General features: G+C 69.8%; 14 protein-coding genes. 6 read left to right on the top strand and 8 right to left on the bottom strand.

What is annotated here, in order from left to right:
* Window positions 1-19 precede the first annotated feature (19 nt).
* Entirely contained in the window at window positions 20-1,936 is a 1,917-nt protein-coding gene (locus tag AB0F17_RS21195; RefSeq protein ID WP_358025345.1) for an FAD-dependent monooxygenase, read from the top strand.
* On the opposite strand, the gene AB0F17_RS21190 is transcribed toward AB0F17_RS21195, so the two are convergent.
* The 3 genes from AB0F17_RS21190 to AB0F17_RS21180 all read right to left on the bottom strand — a co-directional run bounded on the left by AB0F17_RS21190 (window position 1,852) and on the right by AB0F17_RS21180 (window position 5,395).
* Entirely contained in the window at window positions 1,852-3,405 is a 1,554-nt protein-coding gene (locus tag AB0F17_RS21190) for an AfsR/SARP family transcriptional regulator (protein WP_358025343.1), read from the bottom strand. The two genes, AB0F17_RS21195 and AB0F17_RS21190, sit on opposite strands and share 85 nt — an antisense overlap.
* Before the next feature lie 452 nt (window positions 3,406-3,857).
* Entirely contained in the window at window positions 3,858-4,544 is a 687-nt protein-coding gene (locus AB0F17_RS21185; RefSeq protein WP_358025341.1) for a 4'-phosphopantetheinyl transferase superfamily protein, read from the bottom strand.
* A 2-nt stretch (window positions 4,545-4,546) separates the two neighbouring features.
* Complete coding sequence (locus AB0F17_RS21180; protein WP_358025339.1) at window positions 4,547-5,395, bottom strand: metallophosphoesterase; 849 nt, start codon at window positions 5,393-5,395, stop codon at window positions 4,547-4,549.
* Window positions 5,396-5,731: 336 nt separating this feature from the next.
* Here AB0F17_RS21180 and AB0F17_RS21175 point away from each other — a divergent pair, with 336 nt between their 5' ends.
* Complete coding sequence (locus tag AB0F17_RS21175) at window positions 5,732-6,697, top strand: aldo/keto reductase (protein WP_358025337.1); 966 nt, start codon at window positions 5,732-5,734, stop codon at window positions 6,695-6,697.
* A gap of 7 nt (window positions 6,698-6,704) precedes the next feature.
* On the opposite strand, the gene AB0F17_RS21170 is transcribed toward AB0F17_RS21175, so the two are convergent.
* The 3 genes from AB0F17_RS21170 to AB0F17_RS21160 all read right to left on the bottom strand — a co-directional run bounded on the left by AB0F17_RS21170 (window position 6,705) and on the right by AB0F17_RS21160 (window position 9,456).
* Complete coding sequence (locus AB0F17_RS21170) at window positions 6,705-7,373, bottom strand: response regulator transcription factor (RefSeq protein WP_358025335.1); 669 nt, start codon at window positions 7,371-7,373, stop codon at window positions 6,705-6,707.
* Window positions 7,354-8,145 carry a histidine kinase gene (locus AB0F17_RS21165; protein ID WP_358025333.1) on the bottom strand — a complete coding sequence of 264 codons (792 nt, stop codon included), beginning with the start codon at window positions 8,143-8,145 and terminating at the stop codon, window positions 7,354-7,356. Before AB0F17_RS21165 ends, AB0F17_RS21170 begins: the two co-directional genes overlap by 20 nt.
* 381 nt (window positions 8,146-8,526) lie before the next feature.
* Window positions 8,527-9,456, bottom strand: a complete 930-nt coding sequence (locus AB0F17_RS21160) for a UbiA family prenyltransferase (protein WP_358025331.1) — start codon at window positions 9,454-9,456, stop codon at window positions 8,527-8,529.
* Window positions 9,457-9,685: 229 nt separating this feature from the next.
* Between AB0F17_RS21160 and AB0F17_RS21155 the strand changes: the two genes are divergently transcribed.
* From AB0F17_RS21155 to AB0F17_RS21145, 3 genes are read left to right on the top strand one after another with little or no spacing between them, the layout of a single operon-like run.
* Entirely contained in the window at window positions 9,686-10,456 is a 771-nt protein-coding gene (locus tag AB0F17_RS21155) for an AfsR/SARP family transcriptional regulator (protein ID WP_358025329.1), read from the top strand.
* A 2-nt stretch (window positions 10,457-10,458) separates the two neighbouring features.
* Window positions 10,459-12,300, top strand: a complete 1,842-nt coding sequence (locus AB0F17_RS21150; protein WP_358025630.1) for a 2-isopropylmalate synthase — start codon at window positions 10,459-10,461, stop codon at window positions 12,298-12,300.
* Window positions 12,301-12,328: 28 nt separating this feature from the next.
* Window positions 12,329-15,157 carry an AAA family ATPase gene (locus tag AB0F17_RS21145; RefSeq protein WP_358025327.1) on the top strand — a complete coding sequence of 943 codons (2,829 nt, stop codon included), beginning with the start codon at window positions 12,329-12,331 and terminating at the stop codon, window positions 15,155-15,157.
* A gap of 45 nt (window positions 15,158-15,202) precedes the next feature.
* On the opposite strand, the gene AB0F17_RS21140 is transcribed toward AB0F17_RS21145, so the two are convergent.
* Both AB0F17_RS21140 and AB0F17_RS21135 read right to left on the bottom strand, forming a co-directional pair.
* Window positions 15,203-15,412: a DUF5988 family protein gene (locus AB0F17_RS21140; protein WP_358025325.1), complete on the bottom strand. Its 210-nt coding sequence runs from the start codon at window positions 15,410-15,412 to the stop codon at window positions 15,203-15,205.
* A gap of 23 nt (window positions 15,413-15,435) precedes the next feature.
* Window positions 15,436-16,854 carry a carboxyl transferase domain-containing protein gene (locus tag AB0F17_RS21135; RefSeq protein ID WP_358025323.1) on the bottom strand — a complete coding sequence of 473 codons (1,419 nt, stop codon included), beginning with the start codon at window positions 16,852-16,854 and terminating at the stop codon, window positions 15,436-15,438.
* 215 nt (window positions 16,855-17,069) lie between these two features.
* Here AB0F17_RS21135 and AB0F17_RS21130 point away from each other — a divergent pair, with 215 nt between their 5' ends.
* Window positions 17,070-20,264: a GH92 family glycosyl hydrolase gene (locus AB0F17_RS21130; protein ID WP_358025321.1), complete on the top strand. Its 3,195-nt coding sequence runs from the start codon at window positions 17,070-17,072 to the stop codon at window positions 20,262-20,264.
* The last annotated feature ends 12 nt before the right edge of the window (window positions 20,265-20,276 follow it).

Raw genomic sequence — 20,276 nt, 5'->3', positions numbered from 1 at the left:
GATATACGACGCTAATAGCATGCACGAGGTCGATGTTGAGGTTCTTATCGTCGGTGGCGGGCCGGTTGGCCTGTCGGCATCCATCGAGCTGTCCCGCCACGGAATATCCTCCCTTCTCATCGAGAAGCACCCAGGGACCGCGATTTTCCCGAAAGCACGCCTCATTTCCACCAGGACCATGGAAATCTTCCGGGCCTGGGGAATCGCCGAAGAGGTGGAGAGCGCGGGAATGCCACGCGAGGACGTGCTGGCCGTCGGCGTCGGCACCTCGCTGGCATCCGACGACTTCGTCCGGGCCGCGGCGGCGATCGACCGTGACGCGCCGCAGAGCCCCACGTACACGTATCTCTGCTCCCAGGACATCCTGGAAGTGATCCTCCGCCGGTTCGCCGAATCCCACCTGGAGTCCGACGTCCACTTCGGAACCACCATGACGGACTTCCACATCACCACCGCCGGCGTAACAGCGATCATCGAACCCACCACCCCCGACCCCACAACGAACCCCCCACCCGGACCAGCCACCGGACCTGCGCACGGACCTGGGGGCGAGACCGCAGCAGGATCTGACGACGGCTGTGTGGCCGCACCCACGACCGGGTCCGCGACTGGGTCCGCGACCACGGCCGCGACCGGATCCGGGGACGGCCGGCTGCTTGTGCGGGCGCGTTATCTGGTGGCGGCCGACGGGAGCCGCAGCGGGATCCGGGACCGGCTCGGGATCGAGGTCGTGGGGCCGCCGCCGCTGGGGCACATGGTCAGCGTCATGTTCGACGCCGACCTCGGTGGCCTGCCCGCCGACCGCCGGGTCGCGCTGTCGTTCCTGCGCAGTGCGCCGCCCTGCGCGGTGGAGGCGGTCGACAACAAGCGGCGGTGGATGATCCAGACCGGGTACGACCCGAGCACCGGCGGCAGCGCGGCCGACTTCACCGATGAGGCGTGCGTGGCCGCGGTACGGTCGGCCGTCGGCATCCCCGACCTGCCCGTCACCGTCGTCGGGGTCATGCCGTGGCTGCAGCAGGCGGTGGTGGCGACGGGGTTCCGCAGTGGCCCGGTCTTCCTGGCCGGCGACGCCGCGCACGCGACCACTCCGCAGGGCGGGTTCGGTATGAACTGCGGCATCCAGGACGCGCACAATCTCGCTTGGAAGCTGGCCGCCGTCCTCACCGGGACGGCCGGCGAGGAGCTGCTGACCACGTACGACGCCGAGCGCCGCCCGATCGCCGCCAGGACGGTGGACGAGAGCCTGACCAACGCCCTGATCACCTTCAACATGATGCAGGGACGCCTGTCGATGGGCCAGGCGATCGACCAGCAGGCCGGACGCCGCAGCTCCGAGGGCCTGATCCTGGGCTTCCACTACGAGTCGGCCGCAGTGGTGCCCGACGGCACCCCGGACCCGGCACCCGAGGACCCCTACCGGACGTACGTCCCCACGGCCCGCCCCGGCCACCGCGCCCCCCACATCTGGCTGACGTCCCAGAACGGCGGGAACGGCGAGACAGACCGACACGTCCATGCAAACCACGCGAACCAAGCAGACCACGTGGGCCATGAAGCAGACCGGACAGACCGGGCAGATCAAGCGGACCGAGCAGATCAAGCGGACCGGGCAGGGCAGACGGACCGGGTGTCGACGCTCGATCTGCTCGGCCCGGTGTTCACCCTCATGACCCCCACAGGCAGCGGCTGGGTTCAGCCCGCCAAGGAGGCGGCGCACCGGCTCGGCCTCACGCTGTCCATCGTCGAGATCTCCCGCGAGCCCGACGGCGGCGCCCCCCTCACCTCGCCGACCTGGGCGGACGAGTACGGCGTCGGCGACACCGGTGCCGTGCTCATCCGCCCCGACGGTCATGTCGGCTGGCGTTCACCGGGCGGGGCGGCGTCGCAGGCCGCGCTGGCCGGCGCGTTGGGCGCCATCCTGGCCAGGTCGTGATGGTAACGGGCCCGCGAACGCATCTGCGCGGCCCCGAGGCGTACGGACAGGGGGTTGCCTGACGACGTCGCGACCAGGTCGGTGACCGCCTGGGCCACGGTCGGGGTGTAGGGCGCGCCGACCAGCATGTCGGCGAGCTCCCGCGCCACCTCGGCCGGGAGCGGGCGGACGAACTCGCGGTGCGCCCCCTGCCTGGCCACCAGGTCGTCGAGCAGGTCGGCGCTGGTGATGATCACCCGGCAGTTCGCACCGCCGGGGAGCAGCGGGAGCACCTGGTCACTGTCCTTGACATCGTCCAGCACCACGAGCAGCCGCCGGCGCGCCGTACAGCTTCGGTAGAGCGCCAGCTTCTCAGCGGGGTCGAGTGGAATGTCCTGGGCGGGCACACCGAGCGCCCGCAGGAACCGATCAACAATCACCTCGGCGGACACGCCGCCCACGCCAGCGGACCCGCCGCTCATGCCAGCGGACACGCCGCCCATGTCGGCGTACAGCTGCCCGTCCGGGAACCAGTCGATCCTGGCGTGCGCCCAGCGCAGCGCCAGCGCCGACTTGCCGACCCCGCGCGGCCCGCTCAGGACCATCGTCCCCGGCACCGCCACCTCGGGCTCGGGCCGCAGCGCCGCGTCCAGCGCGGCGAGTTCGCCCGTGCGCCCGACGTACGGCAGCACCTGCGGCGGCAGTTGCGACGGTACGACCGGACCCGCGCCGGCCGGCCGGTGGGTGGCGGGCCGCATGAGCCCGGACTCGTCGCGGAGGATCTGGTCGTGCAGCCGCCGCAGCGCCGGGCCGGGTTCGAGGCCGATCTGCTCCAGCAGGTAGCGGCGCGTCTCCTGGTACGTACGCAACGCCTCGGCCCGCCGTCCGGCCCGGTACTGCGCCAGCATGAGCTGGGCCCGGACCCGCTCCCGGAACGGGCATTCCGCCACAAGGGCCAGCAGCTCGGGGATCACCCGGTGGTGGTGCCCCAGCTCGATCTCCAGCTCCAGGCACGCCTCCAGCGCCTCGAGGCGCGACTCCTCCATCCGCGCCACGTCGTACCGCAGGCCGCGAATGTCCTCGAAGGGGTTGCCCCGCCACAGCGCGAGCGCCTCGCGCAGCAGCAGGACGGCGTCCTCGCGCGCCCCGCCCGCCGCCTGGCCGCGCGCCCGCGCCACCAGCGCGCCGAACCGGAGCCAGTCGATGTTCTCGGCCGAGACCCGCAGCAGGTAGCCGGGGCTGGACGTCTCGATCGCCGTGGCCCCCAGCGTCCTGCGCAGCCGCGACACGCAGATGGCCACCTGCCGCCAGGCGCTCTGCGGCGCCGAACCGGCCCAGACCGTCTCGATCAGCCGGTCGACGCTGACGACCCGGTTGGCGTTCAGGACCAGGCTGGCCAGGATCGCCAGCTCCCTGTTCGCGCAGATCTGCAGCTCCTCGCCGCCGTCGAACACCCGGAGCGGGCCGAGGACACGGAATTCGAGTGCCATCAGCGGTCCGTCCCGGCCGGCTGCCATTTCGCGGCGTAACGCACGGCCGGCGCCACGTTCGGAATGGCCTGGCGGTGATCGGGATGACACATGAACAGATGATGTCGCGCCATGGGGGAATCTCTCCCGCCGATAACTCGGGATATGAACTACTCACAAAGCTAATAACGGCTCCCCGTCCGCGTCACCCCTAACCCGCCCCTGCCGGCGCGTCACGCCGGACGTACTCGATAGGGGCCCGGCATTTCCCGTCCTCCGCCGCACGCGTTCCAGGGGGCGGCTAGGGGTCGTTGAACCTATTCAGGCGAGCCTAGAATTCAACTCAGACGGATTGACCGGCACTTGTCCGCTCGGGAGGCGATGCAGAGTTCGTTCGCCGTTGCACCCCCAGAATGCGAAAGGCCATCACACCATTTGGGTGTGATGGCCTTTCGCATGGCGCCGGCCAAGGTTCACTGGGCCTCACGGTCATGGATGGTGGCCGACTGCGGGCTCACGACGGCGATGGCGGTCACGATCAGGCCGTTGCCGGTCATCCACCGGCCGGTGAAGCCGCCCAGCCGCCGCCCCTGCCAGCGGGGCCCCAGGATCAGGAGATGCGCGGTGAACGTGTGGCGCACCGGGTCCACGCTGATCCGCGCGTCCTGGAAGTCGAGCCACCGCTTCGCCAGCGGGAACCACGCCTTGTACACCGACTCCTTGGCGCTGAACAGCAGCCGGTCCCAGCACACCGCCGGATGCCCGGCGGCCAGGCGGCGGAGCATCTCGCGCTCCTGCGGCAGCGAGATGGCCTCCACGACGCCTTCGGCGAGCGGCTCGTTGGGCTCGCCGTCGATGCCGATCGTCCCGGCCCCCTGGGCGAGCGCGGCGGCCCGGTAACCGGCGCAGTGGGTGATGCTCCCGATGACGCCCAGCGGCCACAGCGGCTCGCCGCGCAGCCCCGACAGCACGGGCACCGGCGCCACGCCGAGCCCCTCCATCGCCTTGCGCGCGCACAGCCGCGCCGTGGTGAACTCCTTGCGCCGCTTCTCGACGGCCCGTTTGATCAACTGTTCCTCTTCGGGGAAGAGCACCGTCCCGGGCGGGTCGTCGAAGGTGTCGTACGCCTTGACCGCCGAGGGCAGGATCTGCTCGATCATCTTCACTCCGGAGCTGGAAGTACGGTCCTGAGCGGGCCGCCGGTGCGCCCGCGCGGGACCCACTCGCGCGGATAGCCCAGAGAGACCTCTTCGAAGCGCACCCCGTCGTGGAACGTCGTGCGAGGGATGTGCAGGTGCCCGTAGACGACCGCGACCGCGTCGTAGCGCCGGGGCCAGCCGGCGGTCGCCTCGGTCCCGCACCACAGGGCGAACTGCGGGTAGCGCAGGATCAGGGTCGGCTCGCGGACGAGCGGGTAGTGGTTGACCAGGACGGTGGGCAGGCGCGGATCCCGCTCGTCGAGGCGGCGCCGGGTCTCCGCGAGCCGCGCCCGGCACCAGTCGTCGCGTGTCGGGTAGGGGTCCGGGTGCAGCAGATACTCGTCGGTGCAGACGACGCCCGCCTCGTGCGCCCCTTCCAGCGCCAGCCGCTTGCCCGCGCCGTTCGCGCCGAAGGTGTAGTCGTACAGCAGGAACAGCGGGGCGACCGTCACCGGACCGCCGAGCCCCGTCCAGATCGGATAGGGATCCTCCGGCGTCAGCACGCCGAGGCTCCGGCACATCTCCACCAGGGCGAGGTAGCGGTGCTCTCCTCGCAACTGGATCGGATCGTCGCGCGGCGTCCACAGCTCGTGGTTTCCCGGCGCCCAGACAACTGTGGAGAAACGACTCTTGAGGCGCGTCAACGCCCATTCGATGTCGGCGAACCGCTCACCCACATCTCCGGCGATCAGCAGCCAGTCGTCGTCCGAATACGGAAAGACGTTCTCGACGACGGTCCTGTTCTCGGAGAAGGCCACATGGAGGTCGCTGACCGCCAGCAACCTCCCGCCACCCGACCCTCCAACGACCACCTGCACAGCCTATACATCAGCATATTTTTCCGAAAGCACACTTAACAGCTTTATGGGGCGTCAACCCCAGAAAGTAGGGGGTACGCGTAGGGGTCATCGCAGGTCACGGCGTTCTCGGAAGAAGTTCCCAGGTCAGCGGGTACGCCCAAAACTCATGTCATCCAGGAGGCCCCGCAAAACGTAGATATAAGTGGATAAACAGCTATCTTCCGACGCCTAGCAAAGCCCGGCCGTAGCTCCAAGTCAGACTTTGAGCGGACTTTGACCACGCTTTGAGTGATGCTAGGTATCAATAGAAATGCAGCAGTCTGCGATTGGCACACTAAGGCGGTCCAATTGCGTTACACGAGGCTGGGACGGGCCGGGCCGGTCATCTCGAACATCGGACTCGGCTCGCTGGCCCTGAGCGGCGCCTACGGCCCCATCGGCGGAGCCGAGGCGTTCGGCCTTTTGCGCAAGGCCCTGGACGGCGGCGTGACGCTGCTCGACACCGCCGACTTCTACGCCGCCGGAGAGGTGGAGCGCCTCGTGGGCCGGGCCATCACCGGGCGGCGCGACGAGGTGGTGGTCTCGACGCGCGGCGGCGTGCGCCGCGGCGGGCCCGGCGAGCCGATCGAGTTCGACGCGAGCCCCGACTACCTGGCGCGGGCCTGCGAGGCGTCGCTGGAACGCCTCGGCGTCGACTACGTCGATCTGTACTACCTGCACTGCCAGGACGACCGCGTCCCGGTCGAGGAGGCCGTGTCCCGGCTGTCGGAGCTGGTGCGGGCGGGCAAGATCCGCTACCTCGGCCTGTCCAACGGCACCGTCGACCAGGTACGGCGGGCGCACGCCGTCCATCCCGTCACCGCGCTCGCCATCGAGTTCTCGCTCTGGGGGCGCTACGCCCCGCCGGAGCTCCTCGACGAGGCGCGACGGCTCGGCCTCGCCGTGGTCGCCGCCCGCCCGCTCGGCCGCGGCTTCCTCACCGGCCGGATCAGGTCGCCGCTCCTGCTCGGCACCGGCGACTGGCGGCACGCGGACCCGCGCTTCCAGCAGGAGCACCTGCGGCTGAGCGTGCGCCCGCTGCGGCAGATCGAGGCCGCGGCGGCGCAGCTCGACCTGGGCGCCGGCCGGCTGGCGCTGGCCTGGCTGCTCTCCCACGGCGAGCACGTCGTGCCCGTGCCGAGCACCCGCGACCAGGTCCACCTGGAGATGAACCTGGCCGCCTCCGACGTACGCCTCACGCTGGAAACCCGCGACAGACTGGCCGGAATCCTCCCGCCCATCGACGCGAACCAGCCGGGATCCCTCCTGCTCTGACACCAGGTCAGTCGGGGTCGTTCCTGCTCTGCGGTGAGATCAGGGACGCGGCGAGCGCCTTGTTGACGGCGTCGATCCTGGACACGGCGTTGAGCTTGACGAAGATGTTGCGCATGTGCCGCTTCACGGTGGCCTCGGCGAGCCCGAGCCGGCGGGCGATCTGCCCGTTGCTGAGCGCCTGCGCGGCCAGTTGGAGCACTTCCTGCTCCTTCTGCGACAGCACACCGGTCGAGGGCCCCTCCACATGGGCGAGGCTGTGGCGCGACACCGCGAGCACCACTCTGGCCGGATCCTCGTACACGCTCCTGATCGCCGCGATCAGCTCGTGCCGGTGCACGCTCTTGAGCAGGTAGCCGCGGATGCCCGCGGCCAGCAGCCTGGTGAGGAGCTGCGGCCCGTCGTACATGCTCAGGATGATGATCTGCGTCTCCGGGGACAGGCACCGGATCCGGGTGACGGTCTCGGTCACCTCGTCGCCGGGGATCTCCACGTCGAGCAGGACCACGTCGGGCCGGGTCTCGACGACGACGGCCAGCGCGGTCGGGGAGTCGCCGGCCTCGCCGACGATGCTCATGTCACCGGAGGCTTCGAGGATCTCGCGCAGTCCCTCCCGGAAGAGCGCATGGTCGTCCACGATGGCGACGCTGATCTTGGTGTTAGGGTCGGTCCGGTTCATGGGACTGTCTCTTGAGAGGGATGAAGAGCTCGACGAGACAGCCGTTGCCCTGTTCGCTGGAGATGGCCACGTGGCCCCCGAGCAGTTCGGCGCGCTCCCGCATGGAGGTGAGGCCCACGCCGCCGCGGTCGCGGGCGCTCGACAGGTCGAAGCCCTGCCCGTTGTCCTGGACGGTCGCGCTGAGCTCGTGCGGCGCGATGTCCACCCGCATGAGGATCACCGAGGGCCCGGCGTGGCTCAGGGCGTTGCGAGCGGCTTCCCGGATGATGAGGAACGCCTCGTCGAGGACCCTCGGCTCCGCCCATGACTCGTCACCGTTCACATCGAGGCCGACGGACACGACATCGTCCTCGACCGCTTCCAGGAAACCGAGCAGCGCCTTCTCCAGGCTCCTCACGGGCACCTGGGGATGCAGCTCGGAGGTTATCTGCCGCAGGTTCTCCATGGTCTCCTGGATGGCCTGCTGGGCGACCCCGATCTTGACCACCGCCCTGGCCGGGTCGGTGGGCCGGTGCACCTCCGACAGGGCCAGCTGCTGGTGCGCGACGCTGATCCCGTGACCGATGCGATCGTGCAGCTCGCGGGCGATGCGGCGGCGCTCCTCCCCCTGGGCCTCCTGCACCTGGTTGAGCAGGAAGCGGTGATAGCTCTCCGCGGACTCGCGGATTCGCCGGGAGAGGCTCTCCTCCATTCCGGTGGCCACGAGCGTGAATGCTTCGGCCGGCGAGTCCGCCTCGACGGCTATTCGCCGCGCCAGCTGACTCAGAGCCACTCGGAAAAAAAGTGAGCCCGCCTCAAGTGAGGCCTTCGGATGAACTCCGGTCGAGGCGCGAGTAGTGCCGACTTCCCATGCGTGGAACTTATAGAGCTCGTTGACCTGCACTTTTCCGGCACGGAGCGTGGCCGACACATCGTCGAGGACGAACTGGGCGGTCATTAGAGCTTGATGCGTGGCGCGTGGATCCGCGGAGAGTGCGTTGCCCGTGGCTTGAAGCTGAGACTCGAATTCCCTGAGGATTTCTTCTCGACAAGCATCAACGAATCTCGCAGGGTCGTTCTCAGCATCGTATGCCGCATCCAAGGAGCCCCCTTGGCCATGGGACGCGCGTGCCCCAACTATCTCGCAGGTGCCTCACCAAAGCAACATATAAGGTCAGATATTAGAGATCAGCGCGGTAATGTGAACTAGATGCTGCGTCGCCATGAACGCCCTGTAAGGCCGGCGTTGTTGAGCGGGCCCGCCTCTCGCGGCTGAGCGGCCCGCCACGATCACCGCCACCGTGCCCGCGAGCACGGCCAGGCAGACACCGGCGAGCGGCACGCCGAGGAACACGACGACCGCGCCGAGCGCGGCGGCCAGCGTGAGCGCGGCCCCGTACATGAGGTGCCGCGACACCCGCTCGCCGCAGGTCACACCGATGGTGCGCCGGCCCGCCGCGGCGTCTCCCGCGATGTCGGACAGATCCTTGGCGGGTACGCCCACGAAGGTCATCCAGCAGGTGGCGGCGATGGCGAACACGATCAGCCCGGTCGGCGTCGACGCGCTCTCGCCGTCGGTGGCCACGGTCAGCCCGCCCCAGTACGACAGCAGCCCTGACGTGCACAGCACCATGACGGTGCCCGTGGAACCGCTCTTGAGGTGGAACGGCGGGGCCGAGTACAGGTAGCCGAGCACCAGGTTGATCCCGATGATCCAGGTCAGTTTGTGGGGCAGGCCGGCGGTGGCGGCGATCGCGAGGCCGGCCACGACGGCGGCGACGGTCGCCGCGCTCACCGGGTCGAGGTCACCGCGGGCGATCGGCCGGCGGGACTCGTTGACCCGGTCCTCCGTGACGTCGGTGACGCCGTTGAACAGGTAGATGGCGAAGATCGACAGAACCCAGGCAGCGGCTCCCTGCAGCACTTTCGCCGGGTCCGGCGCGGCCGAGACCGGGACGGCGAGCGCCGCTCCGGTCATGAAGCGAAGGGTGGAGACGGCGAGTACGGCAGGGCGAGCCTCGAGGAAGCACAGCCGGAGCATCCGCGCACTGGATCGCAGGGCGGTGGCGCCTGGCGCTTGATTGGACACCGATAAGCTGACCATGACCGGATTGTGACCCGCGGTAAGAGATCCGGTAAGGGCGGTATCCGAAAGTTGTAGTGGGCATTGGTACTTTAGATACCCCCCGTACTACTCTCGGCGATCCACCCCGAACTCCTGGGGATCCGCCTTGTCCGGCCACCACCGCCCCTATAGCTTGAGGTCGTCGGCGGGGGCAAGGAATGAATTTCCCGGCCGCACCGGACTGATAATCCTCACGTTAGGTAATCTGATGCCGGATTTCAAGTTGCTGGGGCCGACGGAGGTGGTCGACGACCGCGGCAACTCCCATATCCCGGCGGGCCCGAAGGTCCGCCAGGTGCTCGCGTTACTCGCGCTCAATGCCGGAAAGATCGTGGACGTCGGTCTCTTCATCCGTGAATTGTGGAGCGAGCACGAGCCGAAAGACGCCGGCAAGACGCTGCAGACGCACATTTACCATCTCCGCCGAATTCTGCTGGGAATGGGCCCGGCCGTGGCCCAGCTCGTCACCACCCGGGCCCCCGGCTACGTGCTGCACGCCGACCCGGAGCGGGTGGACGCGCTCGTCTTCCCCCGGCTCGTCGAGCGGGCCGCCGGTCACCACCGGGCGGGCGACCACGAGGCCGCCGACCTGGTCCTTCGGAAAGCGCTGTCCATGTGGTCCGGTCCCCCGCTGGCGGACGTGCCGCGCGGAGCGGTGCTCGGCCCGCGCGCCATCGCCCTCGACGAGCAGCGGCTGCGGGCGGTGGAGATGCACCTGGAGACCCGGATCCGGCTGGGCCTGCACGGCGAACTCATCGACGAACTCCGCGTCCTCGTGGCCGCCTATCCGCTGAACGAGAACTTCCATACCCAGCTCATCACGGCACTCGGCCGCGCGGGGCGGCGCGCCGATGCCTGGCGCGCCTATGAAGGGCTGCGCGCGCTGCTGGAAGCCGAGCTGGGTGTGGAGCCCGCCTTCGACATCCAAAACCTCCATTTGACCGCTCCCACGGGAAGTCATTCAGGAAAGGAAGTCTGATGATGAAAGGCGTCCAGCGTTACACCGGATTCACCCCCGTAGACCTGACCGACCGCACTTGGCCGAGCAATCGCATAGTGGCGGCACCCCGCTGGTTATCGACCGATCTTCGGGACGGCAACCAGTCGCTAGCCAACCCGATGACTCCGGAGCGGAAGCTCAAGATGTTCGACCTCCTGGTGGATATCGGGTACAAGGAGATCGAGGTCGGCTTTCCCGTCGCCAGCCAGAACGATCACGACTTCGTCCGCCTGCTGATCGAGCGCGACCGGATCCCCGACGACGTGCGGATCACGGTGCTCACGCAGGCCCGCGACGAGCTGATCGAGCGGACCGTGGAGTGTCTCGAAGGGGCGCCCCGGGCCATGATCCACGTCTACAACGCCACGTCGCCGCTGTTCAGGCGGGTGGTCTTCGACATGAGCCGCGCCGAGTGCAAGGACCTTGCCGTCCAGGGCACGCGCCTGATGATGAAGTACGCGGAGCGGACGCTGCGCGACTGCGACCTGGGCTACCAGTACTCCCCCGAGCTGTTCAACGAGACGGAGCTCGACTTCTCCCTCGAGGTGTGCGAGGCCGTCATGGACGTCTGGCAGCCGGAGCGCGGGCGCGGGATCATCCTCAACTTCCCGACCACGGTCGAGCGGTCGCTGCCCAACGTGTTCGCCGACCAGATCGAGTGGCTCGACCGCAACCTGTCGCGCCGCGAGCACGTCTGCCTGTCCGTCCACCCGCACAACGACCGCGGCACCGGGGTGGCCGCCGCCGAGCTGGCCCTGCTGGCGGGCGCCGAGCGGGTCGAGGGCTGCCTGTTCGGCAACGGCGAGCGCGCCGGCAACGTCTGCCTGGTGACACTGGGCATGAACATGTACGCCCACGGGATCGACCCGGGCATCGACTTCTCCGACATCAACGCGATCAGGCGCACGGTCGAGCTCTGCAACGAGCTGCCCGTGCATCCCCGGCATCCCTACGGCGGCGACCTCGTCTACACCGCCTTCTCCGGCTCGCACCAGGACGCCATCAAGAAGGGCTTCGACGACCTGGAGCGGGAGGCCGGCGAGAGCGGCGCCGACGTCGCCGAGCTGCCGTGGCGCATGCCGTACCTGCCCGTCGATCCCAAGGACGTGGGCCGTACGTACGAGGCGGTCGTGCGGGTGAACAGCCAGTCCGGAAAGGGCGGCGTCGCCTACGTGATGAGCGCCTGGCACGGGCTCAACCTGCCGCGCGGGATGCAGGCCGACCTGTCGGCCAAGGTCCAGGCGCGCGCCGACGTGCTGGGCGGCGAGCTGTCGCCGAGCCGGATCGGGGCCATCTTCCGCTCGGAGTACCTGCTCCGCGGCGACCCGTCGGAGCCCCTGTCCGTGGGCCAGGAGCCAGTGACGGCGGCGCTGTACATCGACGGGCGGTTCGACGTCGGCGGCGACCGGGCGGACGCCTGCCGCGCGCTCGGCTCGGTGCTGGCGCCTTGGGGCATCCAGGTCCGCGTCGTGCACCGGACCGGCCGCCCGCTCGACCACGAGCAGCCGGGCGGGCCCGGCGACCGCTCGGGCGACGAGAGCGTGATCTACGCCGAGTGCCGGATGGGCGGCGCCGTCGCCTGGGGCGCCGGCATCGACAAGGACATCGCCACGGCCGCCTACTCGGCCGTCCGCGCGGCCCGCGCCCGCCTCACCAAGGACGAGCCCAACCTGCGTATCACCGAACGACGCACCGAAATGGAGACCCGCGATGCTGAAGAGAATCCACCGGCAGCGCCCGCGCGGACCCCGCACCCGAGGCCGCTTGGACCTGCGCACTCCGTCCGGCCGCAAGCTGCCCTTCTGACACCCAGCCGACTCTGAGCTCCAACCGACACAAGGGAGGCCGATCATGGCCATAGACGAACGACGGGAGGGCCTGACCTCCCTGGAGGACCTGCTGACCGAGACGGTCGCGGGCAAGGGCAGGATCGCCATGGTGACCGGCGCGATCGCGACCGGCAAGAGCGAGCTGCTGTACGCGTTCTCGGAACAGGCCTTCGAGCACGGCGCGTTACCCCTCACCGCCACGGGATCCCTGGCCGAGAGCGGCCTCCCGCTCGGCGTGCTCGCCCAGTTGCTGCACAACGCGCCCCTGACGGAGGAGCAGCGGGCCGCGACCATGAACCTGCTGCACGAGGGCATGAGCTCGCAACTGTCGATCGACCCGCAGGCCGAGGCCATCGGGCACATGGACGTGCAGATCGTCGACGCCCTCTGCTCGGCCCTGCTCGAACTGTCCGAGCGCTGCCCGCTGGTGATCGCCGTCGACGACGTCCACCACGCCGACCGCGCCTCGCAGCTCTGCCTGGCCTACCTGGCGCGGCGGGTCAAGTTCGCGCAGGTCATGCTGGTCTTCAGCGCGCCGGACCACAGCGCGTACGTCCAGACGCTCTTCCACACGGAGGTGCTGCGGCAGCCGCACTGCCGGCCCATCCGGCTCACCCACCTGTCCGCCGAGGACGTGGAGCGCTGGGTGACCGGCCGGGCGGGCGCCGAGGCCGCCGGCCGGTACGCGGCCGACTGCTACGCGCTGAGCGGCGGCAACCGGCTGCTGGTGAGCGCGCTCATGGAGGACTTCCAGGCCACCGGCGCCCCCGGCGCGAGGTACGGCGAAGGCACGGTGGCCTGCCTGCGCCGTGCCGACCGCCGGATGACGGTCGTCGCCAGGGCGCTGGCCGTACTGGGCGAACCCGCCTCGATCGGCCGGTTGCTCGGCGGCGGCGAGGCGGCGGTCATCAAGCTGCTGAGCAGCGGCGACGTGGCGGGCGCCGAGACCACGGCGGGCCGGCTGCTGGGCGAGGGCGAGGCGGCGGTCGCCAAGGCGATCCAGGCGCTGGCCGGCGCCGGCGTGCTGGAGCACGGCCACTTCCGCCACCCGGCGGCCAGGGCGGCCGTGCTCGCCGACCTCGACGCCGCCGAGCGCATCGACCTGCACCGCCGGGCCGCCGAGCTGACCTACGAGAGCGGCGCCCCCGCCTCCGTCGTCGCCGAGCACCTTTTGCAGGCCAGCCACGCGGGCGACCCCTGGGCGATCTCGGTCCTGGAGGAGGCGGCGCGGCAGGCGCTGCGCGACGACGGCGTGGAATCGGCCATCGAGTACCTCAAGCTCGCCTGGCGGGCCTGCGTGGACGAGCGGCGGCGGGCCAGGATCACCACCACGCTCGTACGGGCGGAGTGGCGGATCAACCCGAGCGCCCCCGCCACGCATCTGGCCGAGCTGACCGACGCCCTGCACAAGGGCTACCTGGGCGGCGGCGACACGGTGGTGCTGGCCAAGGCGCTGCTGTGGCACGGGCACGTCGAGGACGCGAAGGACGTCCTGGCCCACCTCAACGAGCTGCCCGAGCTGGACCAGGAGACCGTGGCCGAACTGGCCGCGGCCCGCCCCTGGTTCCGCAGCCTGTACCCGTCGTTCCTGCCGCACCTGCCGAAGGTCAGCGGCGAGCAGGCGAGCAACGCCGCCTCGTCCGCCGGCGTCGGGCGCCGGATGGAGTCGGCGGGCCTGCTGGCCGGTGTCCTGACCCAGGGTCCCCGTGAGGAGACCGTGGCCACGGCCGAGCGGATCCTGCGCGGCTCCCGGCTGGACGAGATGACGATGGACACGGTGGAGACGGCGCTGCTGGCTCTGACGTACACGGACCGGCCGGGCAAGGCGGCGCCGTGGTGCGACGCGTTCATCGACGAGGCGGCCTCGCGGCGCGCCCCGAGCCGGCAGGCCCGGCTGTCCGCCATCCGGGCGGAGATCGGCCTGCGCAGGGGCGACCTGGCGGCGGCGGCCTACGACGCCCAGCGGGCTCTGGAGATCATCCCGGCCACGAGCTGGGGCGTGGCCGTCGGCGGGCCGCTGGGCAGCCTGCTGCTGGCGGGCGCGGCGATGGGGCGGCTGGACGAGCACATGCGGCTGTTCAACCAGCCGGTGCCCGAGGCGATGCTGGAGACCAGGTTCGGCCTGCAGTACCTGCACGGCAAGGGCCGCTTCAACCTCATGGCTGGTCAGCCGCACCAGGCGCTGCGCGACTTCCAGCTCTGTGGCGAGCTCATGAGCAGGTGGGAGCTGGATGTGCCGGGGTTCATCGCCTGGCGCACGGACGTGGCCGAGACGCTGATCCGGCTGGGCGATCACGAGGAGGCGCGCCGGCTGATCGACGAGCAGCTCGCCCGGTGCGGGCAGCAGTCCCGGCGGGTGCAGGGCATCGCGATGCGCCTGCTGGCGGCGGTGAGCGAGACGCGGCACCGCCCGATGCTGCTGCGCAAGTCGGCGGACCTGCTCCAGTCGGGCGGCGACCGGTACGAGCTGGCCAGGGCGCTGTTCGACCTGACGGCGGCCTACCACGCCAACGGCGAGTACCGGCGGGCGGGCATGTTCGGCAGGCGGGCCCGGCTGCTCGCGGCGGAGTGCCAGGCCGAGCCGCTGACCCTGGCGCTCAACCGGGGCGGCAAGGGCGACCAGGGCACGCCCGGCGTGACCGGGATCCTCAGCGACGCCGAGCGGCGCGTGGCGGCGCTGGCGGCCGAGGGTTACACCAACAGGGAGATCTCCACCAAGCTGTTCATCACCGTGAGCACGGTGGAGCAGCACCTGACCCGGATCTACCGCAAGCTCAACGTCACCCGGCGCACCGAGCTACCGGCCAGCCTCACGGGCGAGAACTCCATGCGGGCGCAGGTGTTCAGCTGATGCGAAACCCCCGAAAGGCGCGTCACGCGCCTTTCGGGGGGTCGGTCATTCGGCGACAGCGGTCCGCATGAACCAGTGCAGCACCGGGACTTTCTCGCCATCGAGTTCCGTGCTCTGGCCCCGATGCCTGAAGTGCTCGTACCCGGCGCCGAGCGGCAGCTTGAACGTCTCGGCGACGGTGGGCACCCGCTGGACCCGCCGGTGAACCGGCAGGTAGGGCGGGCCGCCCTCCAGAAAGACTCTGATCAGGGACATGGTGGCTCCTCCTCTAATGGGCTTCACAGGGGGATATTCGAATGTCGTCCTCTCGTGTGCGGTGCGCGGGCGAGTGCCTCGGCGAGCCGGAACCGCGTGGTCGCGGGCGCGATGACCTCGTCGACCACGCCGAGCGACATCGCCCGTTCGACCCCGCCGGAGATCCGCTGGTGCTCCTCGACCAGCCGGGCCAGCAGCGCGGGCCGGTCGGCCTCGGGGGCCGCGGCGAGTGCCTTCCTGTGCAGGATGCCGACCGCCGCCTCGGCTCCCATCACCGCCACCTCGGCGTCGGGCCAGGCGAAGACCGTCGTGGCGCCGAGGGAGCGGGAGTTCATGGCGATGTAGGCACCGCCGTACGACTTGCGGGTGATCAGGGTGACCCTGGGCACGACCGACTCGGCGAAGGCGTGCAGGAGCTTGGCGCCCCGCCTGACGACCCCGCCCCACTCCTGCCCGACTCCCGGCAGGTAGCCGGGCACGTCCACCAGGACGACGAGCGGGATGCCCAGCGAGTCGCACATGCGGACGAAGCGCGAGCTCTTCTCGGCCGACAGCGAGTCGAGGCAGCCGCCCTTGCGCAGGGGGTTGTTCGCCAGCAGGCCGACGGTCCGGCCGCCGAGGCGGCCGAGGCCGACCAGCATGTTCGGCGCCCAGCGGGGCTGGAGCTCCTCGAACACCGGCCCGCGCTCGTCGCGGTCCATGACGCCGTGCACGAGCGGCCGTACGTCGTAGGCGCGGCGCGGCGATTCGGGCAGCAGCGCGCCCAGGTCCTCCCAGTCCTGCAGCAGGCCGAGATCGAAGCTGCCCGGGCGGGCGAAGAATCCGGTGAGGCGCCGGGCCCGCGCGTACGCCTCGTCCTCGTTCCCGACGATGACGTGGGCGACCCCGGATTTACCGCCATGGGCTTCTGGACCGCCGAGCCCGGCCATGTCGATTTTCTCGCCGGTGACGCTCCGCACGATATCCGGACCGGTCACGAAGACCCGCCCGGAATCAGCCATGATCACGATATCGGTGAGCGCCGGACCATAAGCGGCGGCACCCGCGGCAGGCCCGAGAATGACTGAGATCTGCGGTATCACCCCGGATGCCATCGTCATGGCGGCGAACATCCGGCCCACGCCGTCCATCGATTCCACGCCGTCGGCGAGCCGGGCTCCGCCCGAATGCCATAACCCGATCACCGGGCAGTCGAGCCGCACGGCGGCCTCGATGGCGTGGACGATGTGGCGGGCGCCCGCCGCACCCAGAGAGCCGCCCATCCGGGTGGCGTCGGTGCAGTAGGCGACGATGCGCGAGCCGTCGACCAGGCCGGACACAGCCAGGACGCCGCTTTCGTCGGCATCGTGGAGCGGCACGAGAGAGCCGGGGTCCGCCAGCCGCGCGAGGCGGACGGACGGCGATCGGATGTCTGCGGATTGCTCGACCAGAACAGTGGACATAGGCCATTTCCCTGCTGCCATGAATCGACCAGGAGTAACGCCGAATTTGTCAAGGGCGCCGTTATCAGCCAACCCCTAGCTACTCCGTCAGTGGACGCCACGCCACTGGCAACTTGTTGCCGCAACTTCTGCACGTTGACGCACGGTGGCGATTCACGCTGCCATGAAATGATCTCAACCCTGGAGGACGAACCTTGTCTCTTTGGTCTATACCGATGGTCGCCGCCCTCGTGGCCGCGACGGCGATCCCGGCGGGCGCCGGCACTATTGCCGCCTCCCCGAAGAACGCCCCAGAACCGTATCCGGTCGCGTTGGTCAACACTTTCCTCGGTACCAAGGAGGCGGGCCCCGACTTCGGTCACGGCGGTGGCGCCGGCATGAACTTCCCCGGTGCCGTCCTGCCGTTCGGGATGATGCAGTGGAGCCCTGACACGGTGGCGAACGCCGGAGGTGGCTACAAGTGGGAGGACAACCGCTTACGCGGCTTCTCCATGACCCACATCAACGGCCCCGGGTGCACCGGGGCGCAGGACTTCCCCGTGATGCCCATCTCTGGAAAGATCGACAAGTCTCCCGCCACACACGGCATGGACTACGTCCAGACGTACAAGCATGACAACGAGAAGTCCACGCCAGGCTCCTACACCACCACCCTCGACACCGGGGTGAAGGCGGAGCTGGCCGCGACCCAGCGGGCCGGCGTCGGGCGGTTCACCTTCCCCGCGGGCAAGCCGGGCACGCTGCTGCTGAACACCAGCGGCTCGATCAACGGCGTGGACGACGGCGAGACCAAGATCAGCGGCAACACCGTCCAGGGCTGGGTGCAGACCGGCGGCTTCTGCGGCACGCCGATGCGCTACAAGGTCTACTTCCACGCCACCTTCGACCAGCCGATCAACGCCTACGGCACGTGGAAGGACGACGTCGTCCAGCCGAGCGCCCTGTCCGTCAAGAACACCTCGCGGGCCAAGGTCGCCGAGGCGGAGGCCGTGACGGCGGGCGACGTCGTGGTGAACGGCCCGGGCTCGGGCGCCTACCTGGAGTTCGCCGCCGACAAGCCGGTGCAGATGCGGGTCGGCCTGTCCTACGTGAGCGTCGACGGCGCCAGGAAGAACCTCGAAGCCGAGGTCGGCACCAGCTCCTACGACTCCGTGTCGCTGAACGCGGCGTCGGTCTGGAACGACCGGCTCAGCCAGGTGCTGGTCAGCGGCGGGACGTTCGACCAGCGGCGCACCTTCTACAGCAACCTCTACCACGCGCTGCTGCAGCCGCACGTCGCCGAGGACGCCGACGGCACCTACACCGGCTCGGACGGCAAACTCCGCACCGTCGCCGCCGGCCGGCACCACTACGCGACGTTCTCCGGCTGGGACGTCTACCGCAGCGAGGTGCAGCTCCTGGCCCTGCTCGACCCGGCCGTGGGCAGCGACATCGCGCAGACGATGTACGAGAACGCGCACCTGCTCGGCGACGTCTGGGACCGCTGGTCCCTGCAGAACGAGATCACCGGCGTCATGGTCGGCGACCCGTACCACTCGATCGTCTCCAGCCTGTACGCCTTCGGCGCCCGGAACTTCCCGGCCGCCGACGCGATGAAGTCGATGGTCACGGCGGCCCAGCGGGTCGGCGGGATGGACATCGGCCACCCGCAGATCAAGTACGACGAGCGGCCGGGCAACGCCGCCTTCATGAACAAGGGCTATGTCGTCTCCGACCCGTCCATGACGCTGGAGTACGGCATCGCCGACTTCGGCATCGCCCAGCTGGCCTCCCGGCTCGGCTACAAGGACGTCTCCGCCACGTTCATGAAACGCTCGCAGTCCTGGCAGAACACCTACAACCCGGCCAACTCCTGGATCCAGCCCAAGATGGCGGACGGATCGTTCACCTCGCCCTTCGACCCGGCGAGCCCCGACTCCTACATCGAGGGCAACGGCGCCCAGTACCACTGGATGGTGCAGCACAACCCGCGCGGGCTGTTCGACGCGATGGGCGGCAACGCCAAGGCCGTCCCCCGGCTGGACGCCTACTTCAAGGCGCTCAACGCCGGGCCGAACGAGCCCTACGCCTACCTCGGCAACGAGCCCGCGCTGCCGTCGCCGTGGCTGTACGCGTGGGCCGGGCAGCCGTACAAGACCCAGGACCTGGTGCGGCGGGTGCAGCAGGAGCTGTTCAAGCCGGGGCCTGACGGGCTGGTCGGCAACGACGACCTGGGCGCGATGGCGTCCTGGTACGTGTGGTCGGCGATGGGCCTGTTCCCGGCGATCCCCGGCCGGGCCGAGCTGCTGGTCAACACCCCGCTGTTCGACAAGATCAACATCAGGCGGCCGCAGGGGAACATCGACATCTACTCCCCGGGTGCCGCCGCCAACCGCTACATCCAGTCGCTCAAGGTCAACGGGACGGCGTCCGGCAAGGCGTGGCTGCCCGAGTCGTTCGCCCTCCAGGGTGGCAGGCTCGACGCCACGCTCGGGACGTCGCCGAACACGGCGTTCGGCACCGGTACGACGAACGCCCCGCCGAGTTTCAACGAGGGCGCCAAGCCGTACCTCGCCGGGTTCGACCCGGGCAGCGGGCCCGTCGAGCCGGGCGGGACCTTCCCGGCCACGCTGGCGGTCCAGTCCACGGGCGCGGCGGCCACCGTCAAGTGGCAGGCCAAGCCGCCGGCCGGGATCACCGTGACCCCGGCGAGCGGCACGCTGACCGTCCCGGCGCTGGGCAAGGCCACCCGGGCGGTCCAGGTCTCGGTGGCGGCGGGCACGGCGCTCGGCTTCGTCACCGTGCCGATCGCCGTCGGCGACCTCACCGCCAGCGTGCGGCTGAACGTGGCCAAGCGCGGCACGGTCGAGTGGGCGCACAACCTCGCGGGCATCGGCGACGACGCCGAGTCCGGGCTGGCCAACCTCGACGCGGCCGCCTTCAGCTACTCAGGCCAGGGCCTGGCGGCGGCCGGGCTCAAGCCGGGCGGCAAGGTCGCGTGGAACGGCTTCGAGTTCACCTGGCCGAACCGTAAGCCGGGTGAATGGGACAACGTGAAGGTGGGCACCCAGCCGATCGAGGTGGCCGCGCCCGACGGGGCCACGAAGATCGCGTTCCTGGGCTCGACCACCAACGGCTGGTCGGAGGTGACCGCGACGGTGACCTACACCGACGGCTCCACCAGCACCGGCAAGCTCGGGCTCAGCGACTGGATGCTGGACTTCGGCGGCGGCCAGCCCCGATACGGCAACGAGATCGTGGCCTCGATGCCGTACCAGCTCTACAACGGCTCGTGGATGCTACGGCCGCTCGGCTCGTACGTCTTCGCGGCGCAGCCGATCGCGCTCACCGCGGGCAAGAAGGTGAAGAGCGTCACCTTCTCGCCGGTCCAGGAGGGCGCGATGCACATCTTCACCTGGGCTTTCGCCTGATTTTTTGGAGCG

Origin of the sequence: Nonomuraea sp. NPDC026600 (assembly GCF_040638335.1) — a bacterium.
Taxonomy (GTDB): domain Bacteria; phylum Actinomycetota; class Actinomycetes; order Streptosporangiales; family Streptosporangiaceae; genus Nonomuraea.
Note: the sequence above shows the minus strand (reverse complement) of the source record. Positions and strands in the feature narration are given on the sequence as shown.

What these genes read in the sequence shown, in the direction of transcription:
- AB0F17_RS21195 (WP_358025345.1), top strand. Translation starts at nt 20, where the DNA reads ATGCACGAGGTCGATGTTGAGGTTCTTATCGTCGGTGGCGGGCCGGTT.
- AB0F17_RS21150 (WP_358025630.1), top strand. Translation starts at nt 10,459, where the DNA reads ATGAAAGGCGTCCAGCGTTACACCGGATTCACCCCCGTAGACCTGACC.
- AB0F17_RS21155 (WP_358025329.1), top strand. Translation starts at nt 9,686, where the DNA reads ATGCCGGATTTCAAGTTGCTGGGGCCGACGGAGGTGGTCGACGACCGC.
- AB0F17_RS21160 (WP_358025331.1), bottom strand. Translation starts at nt 9,456, where the DNA reads ATGGTCAGCTTATCGGTGTCCAATCAAGCGCCAGGCGCCACCGCCCTG.
- AB0F17_RS21185 (WP_358025341.1), bottom strand. Translation starts at nt 4,544, where the DNA reads ATGATCGAGCAGATCCTGCCCTCGGCGGTCAAGGCGTACGACACCTTC.
- AB0F17_RS21140 (WP_358025325.1), bottom strand. Translation starts at nt 15,412, where the DNA reads ATGTCCCTGATCAGAGTCTTTCTGGAGGGCGGCCCGCCCTACCTGCCG.
- AB0F17_RS21170 (WP_358025335.1), bottom strand. Translation starts at nt 7,373, where the DNA reads ATGAACCGGACCGACCCTAACACCAAGATCAGCGTCGCCATCGTGGAC.
- AB0F17_RS21190 (WP_358025343.1), bottom strand. Translation starts at nt 3,405, where the DNA reads ATGGCACTCGAATTCCGTGTCCTCGGCCCGCTCCGGGTGTTCGACGGC.
- AB0F17_RS21135 (WP_358025323.1), bottom strand. Translation starts at nt 16,854, where the DNA reads ATGTCCACTGTTCTGGTCGAGCAATCCGCAGACATCCGATCGCCGTCC.
- AB0F17_RS21145 (WP_358025327.1), top strand. Translation starts at nt 12,329, where the DNA reads ATGGCCATAGACGAACGACGGGAGGGCCTGACCTCCCTGGAGGACCTG.
- AB0F17_RS21130 (WP_358025321.1), top strand. Translation starts at nt 17,070, where the DNA reads ATGGTCGCCGCCCTCGTGGCCGCGACGGCGATCCCGGCGGGCGCCGGC.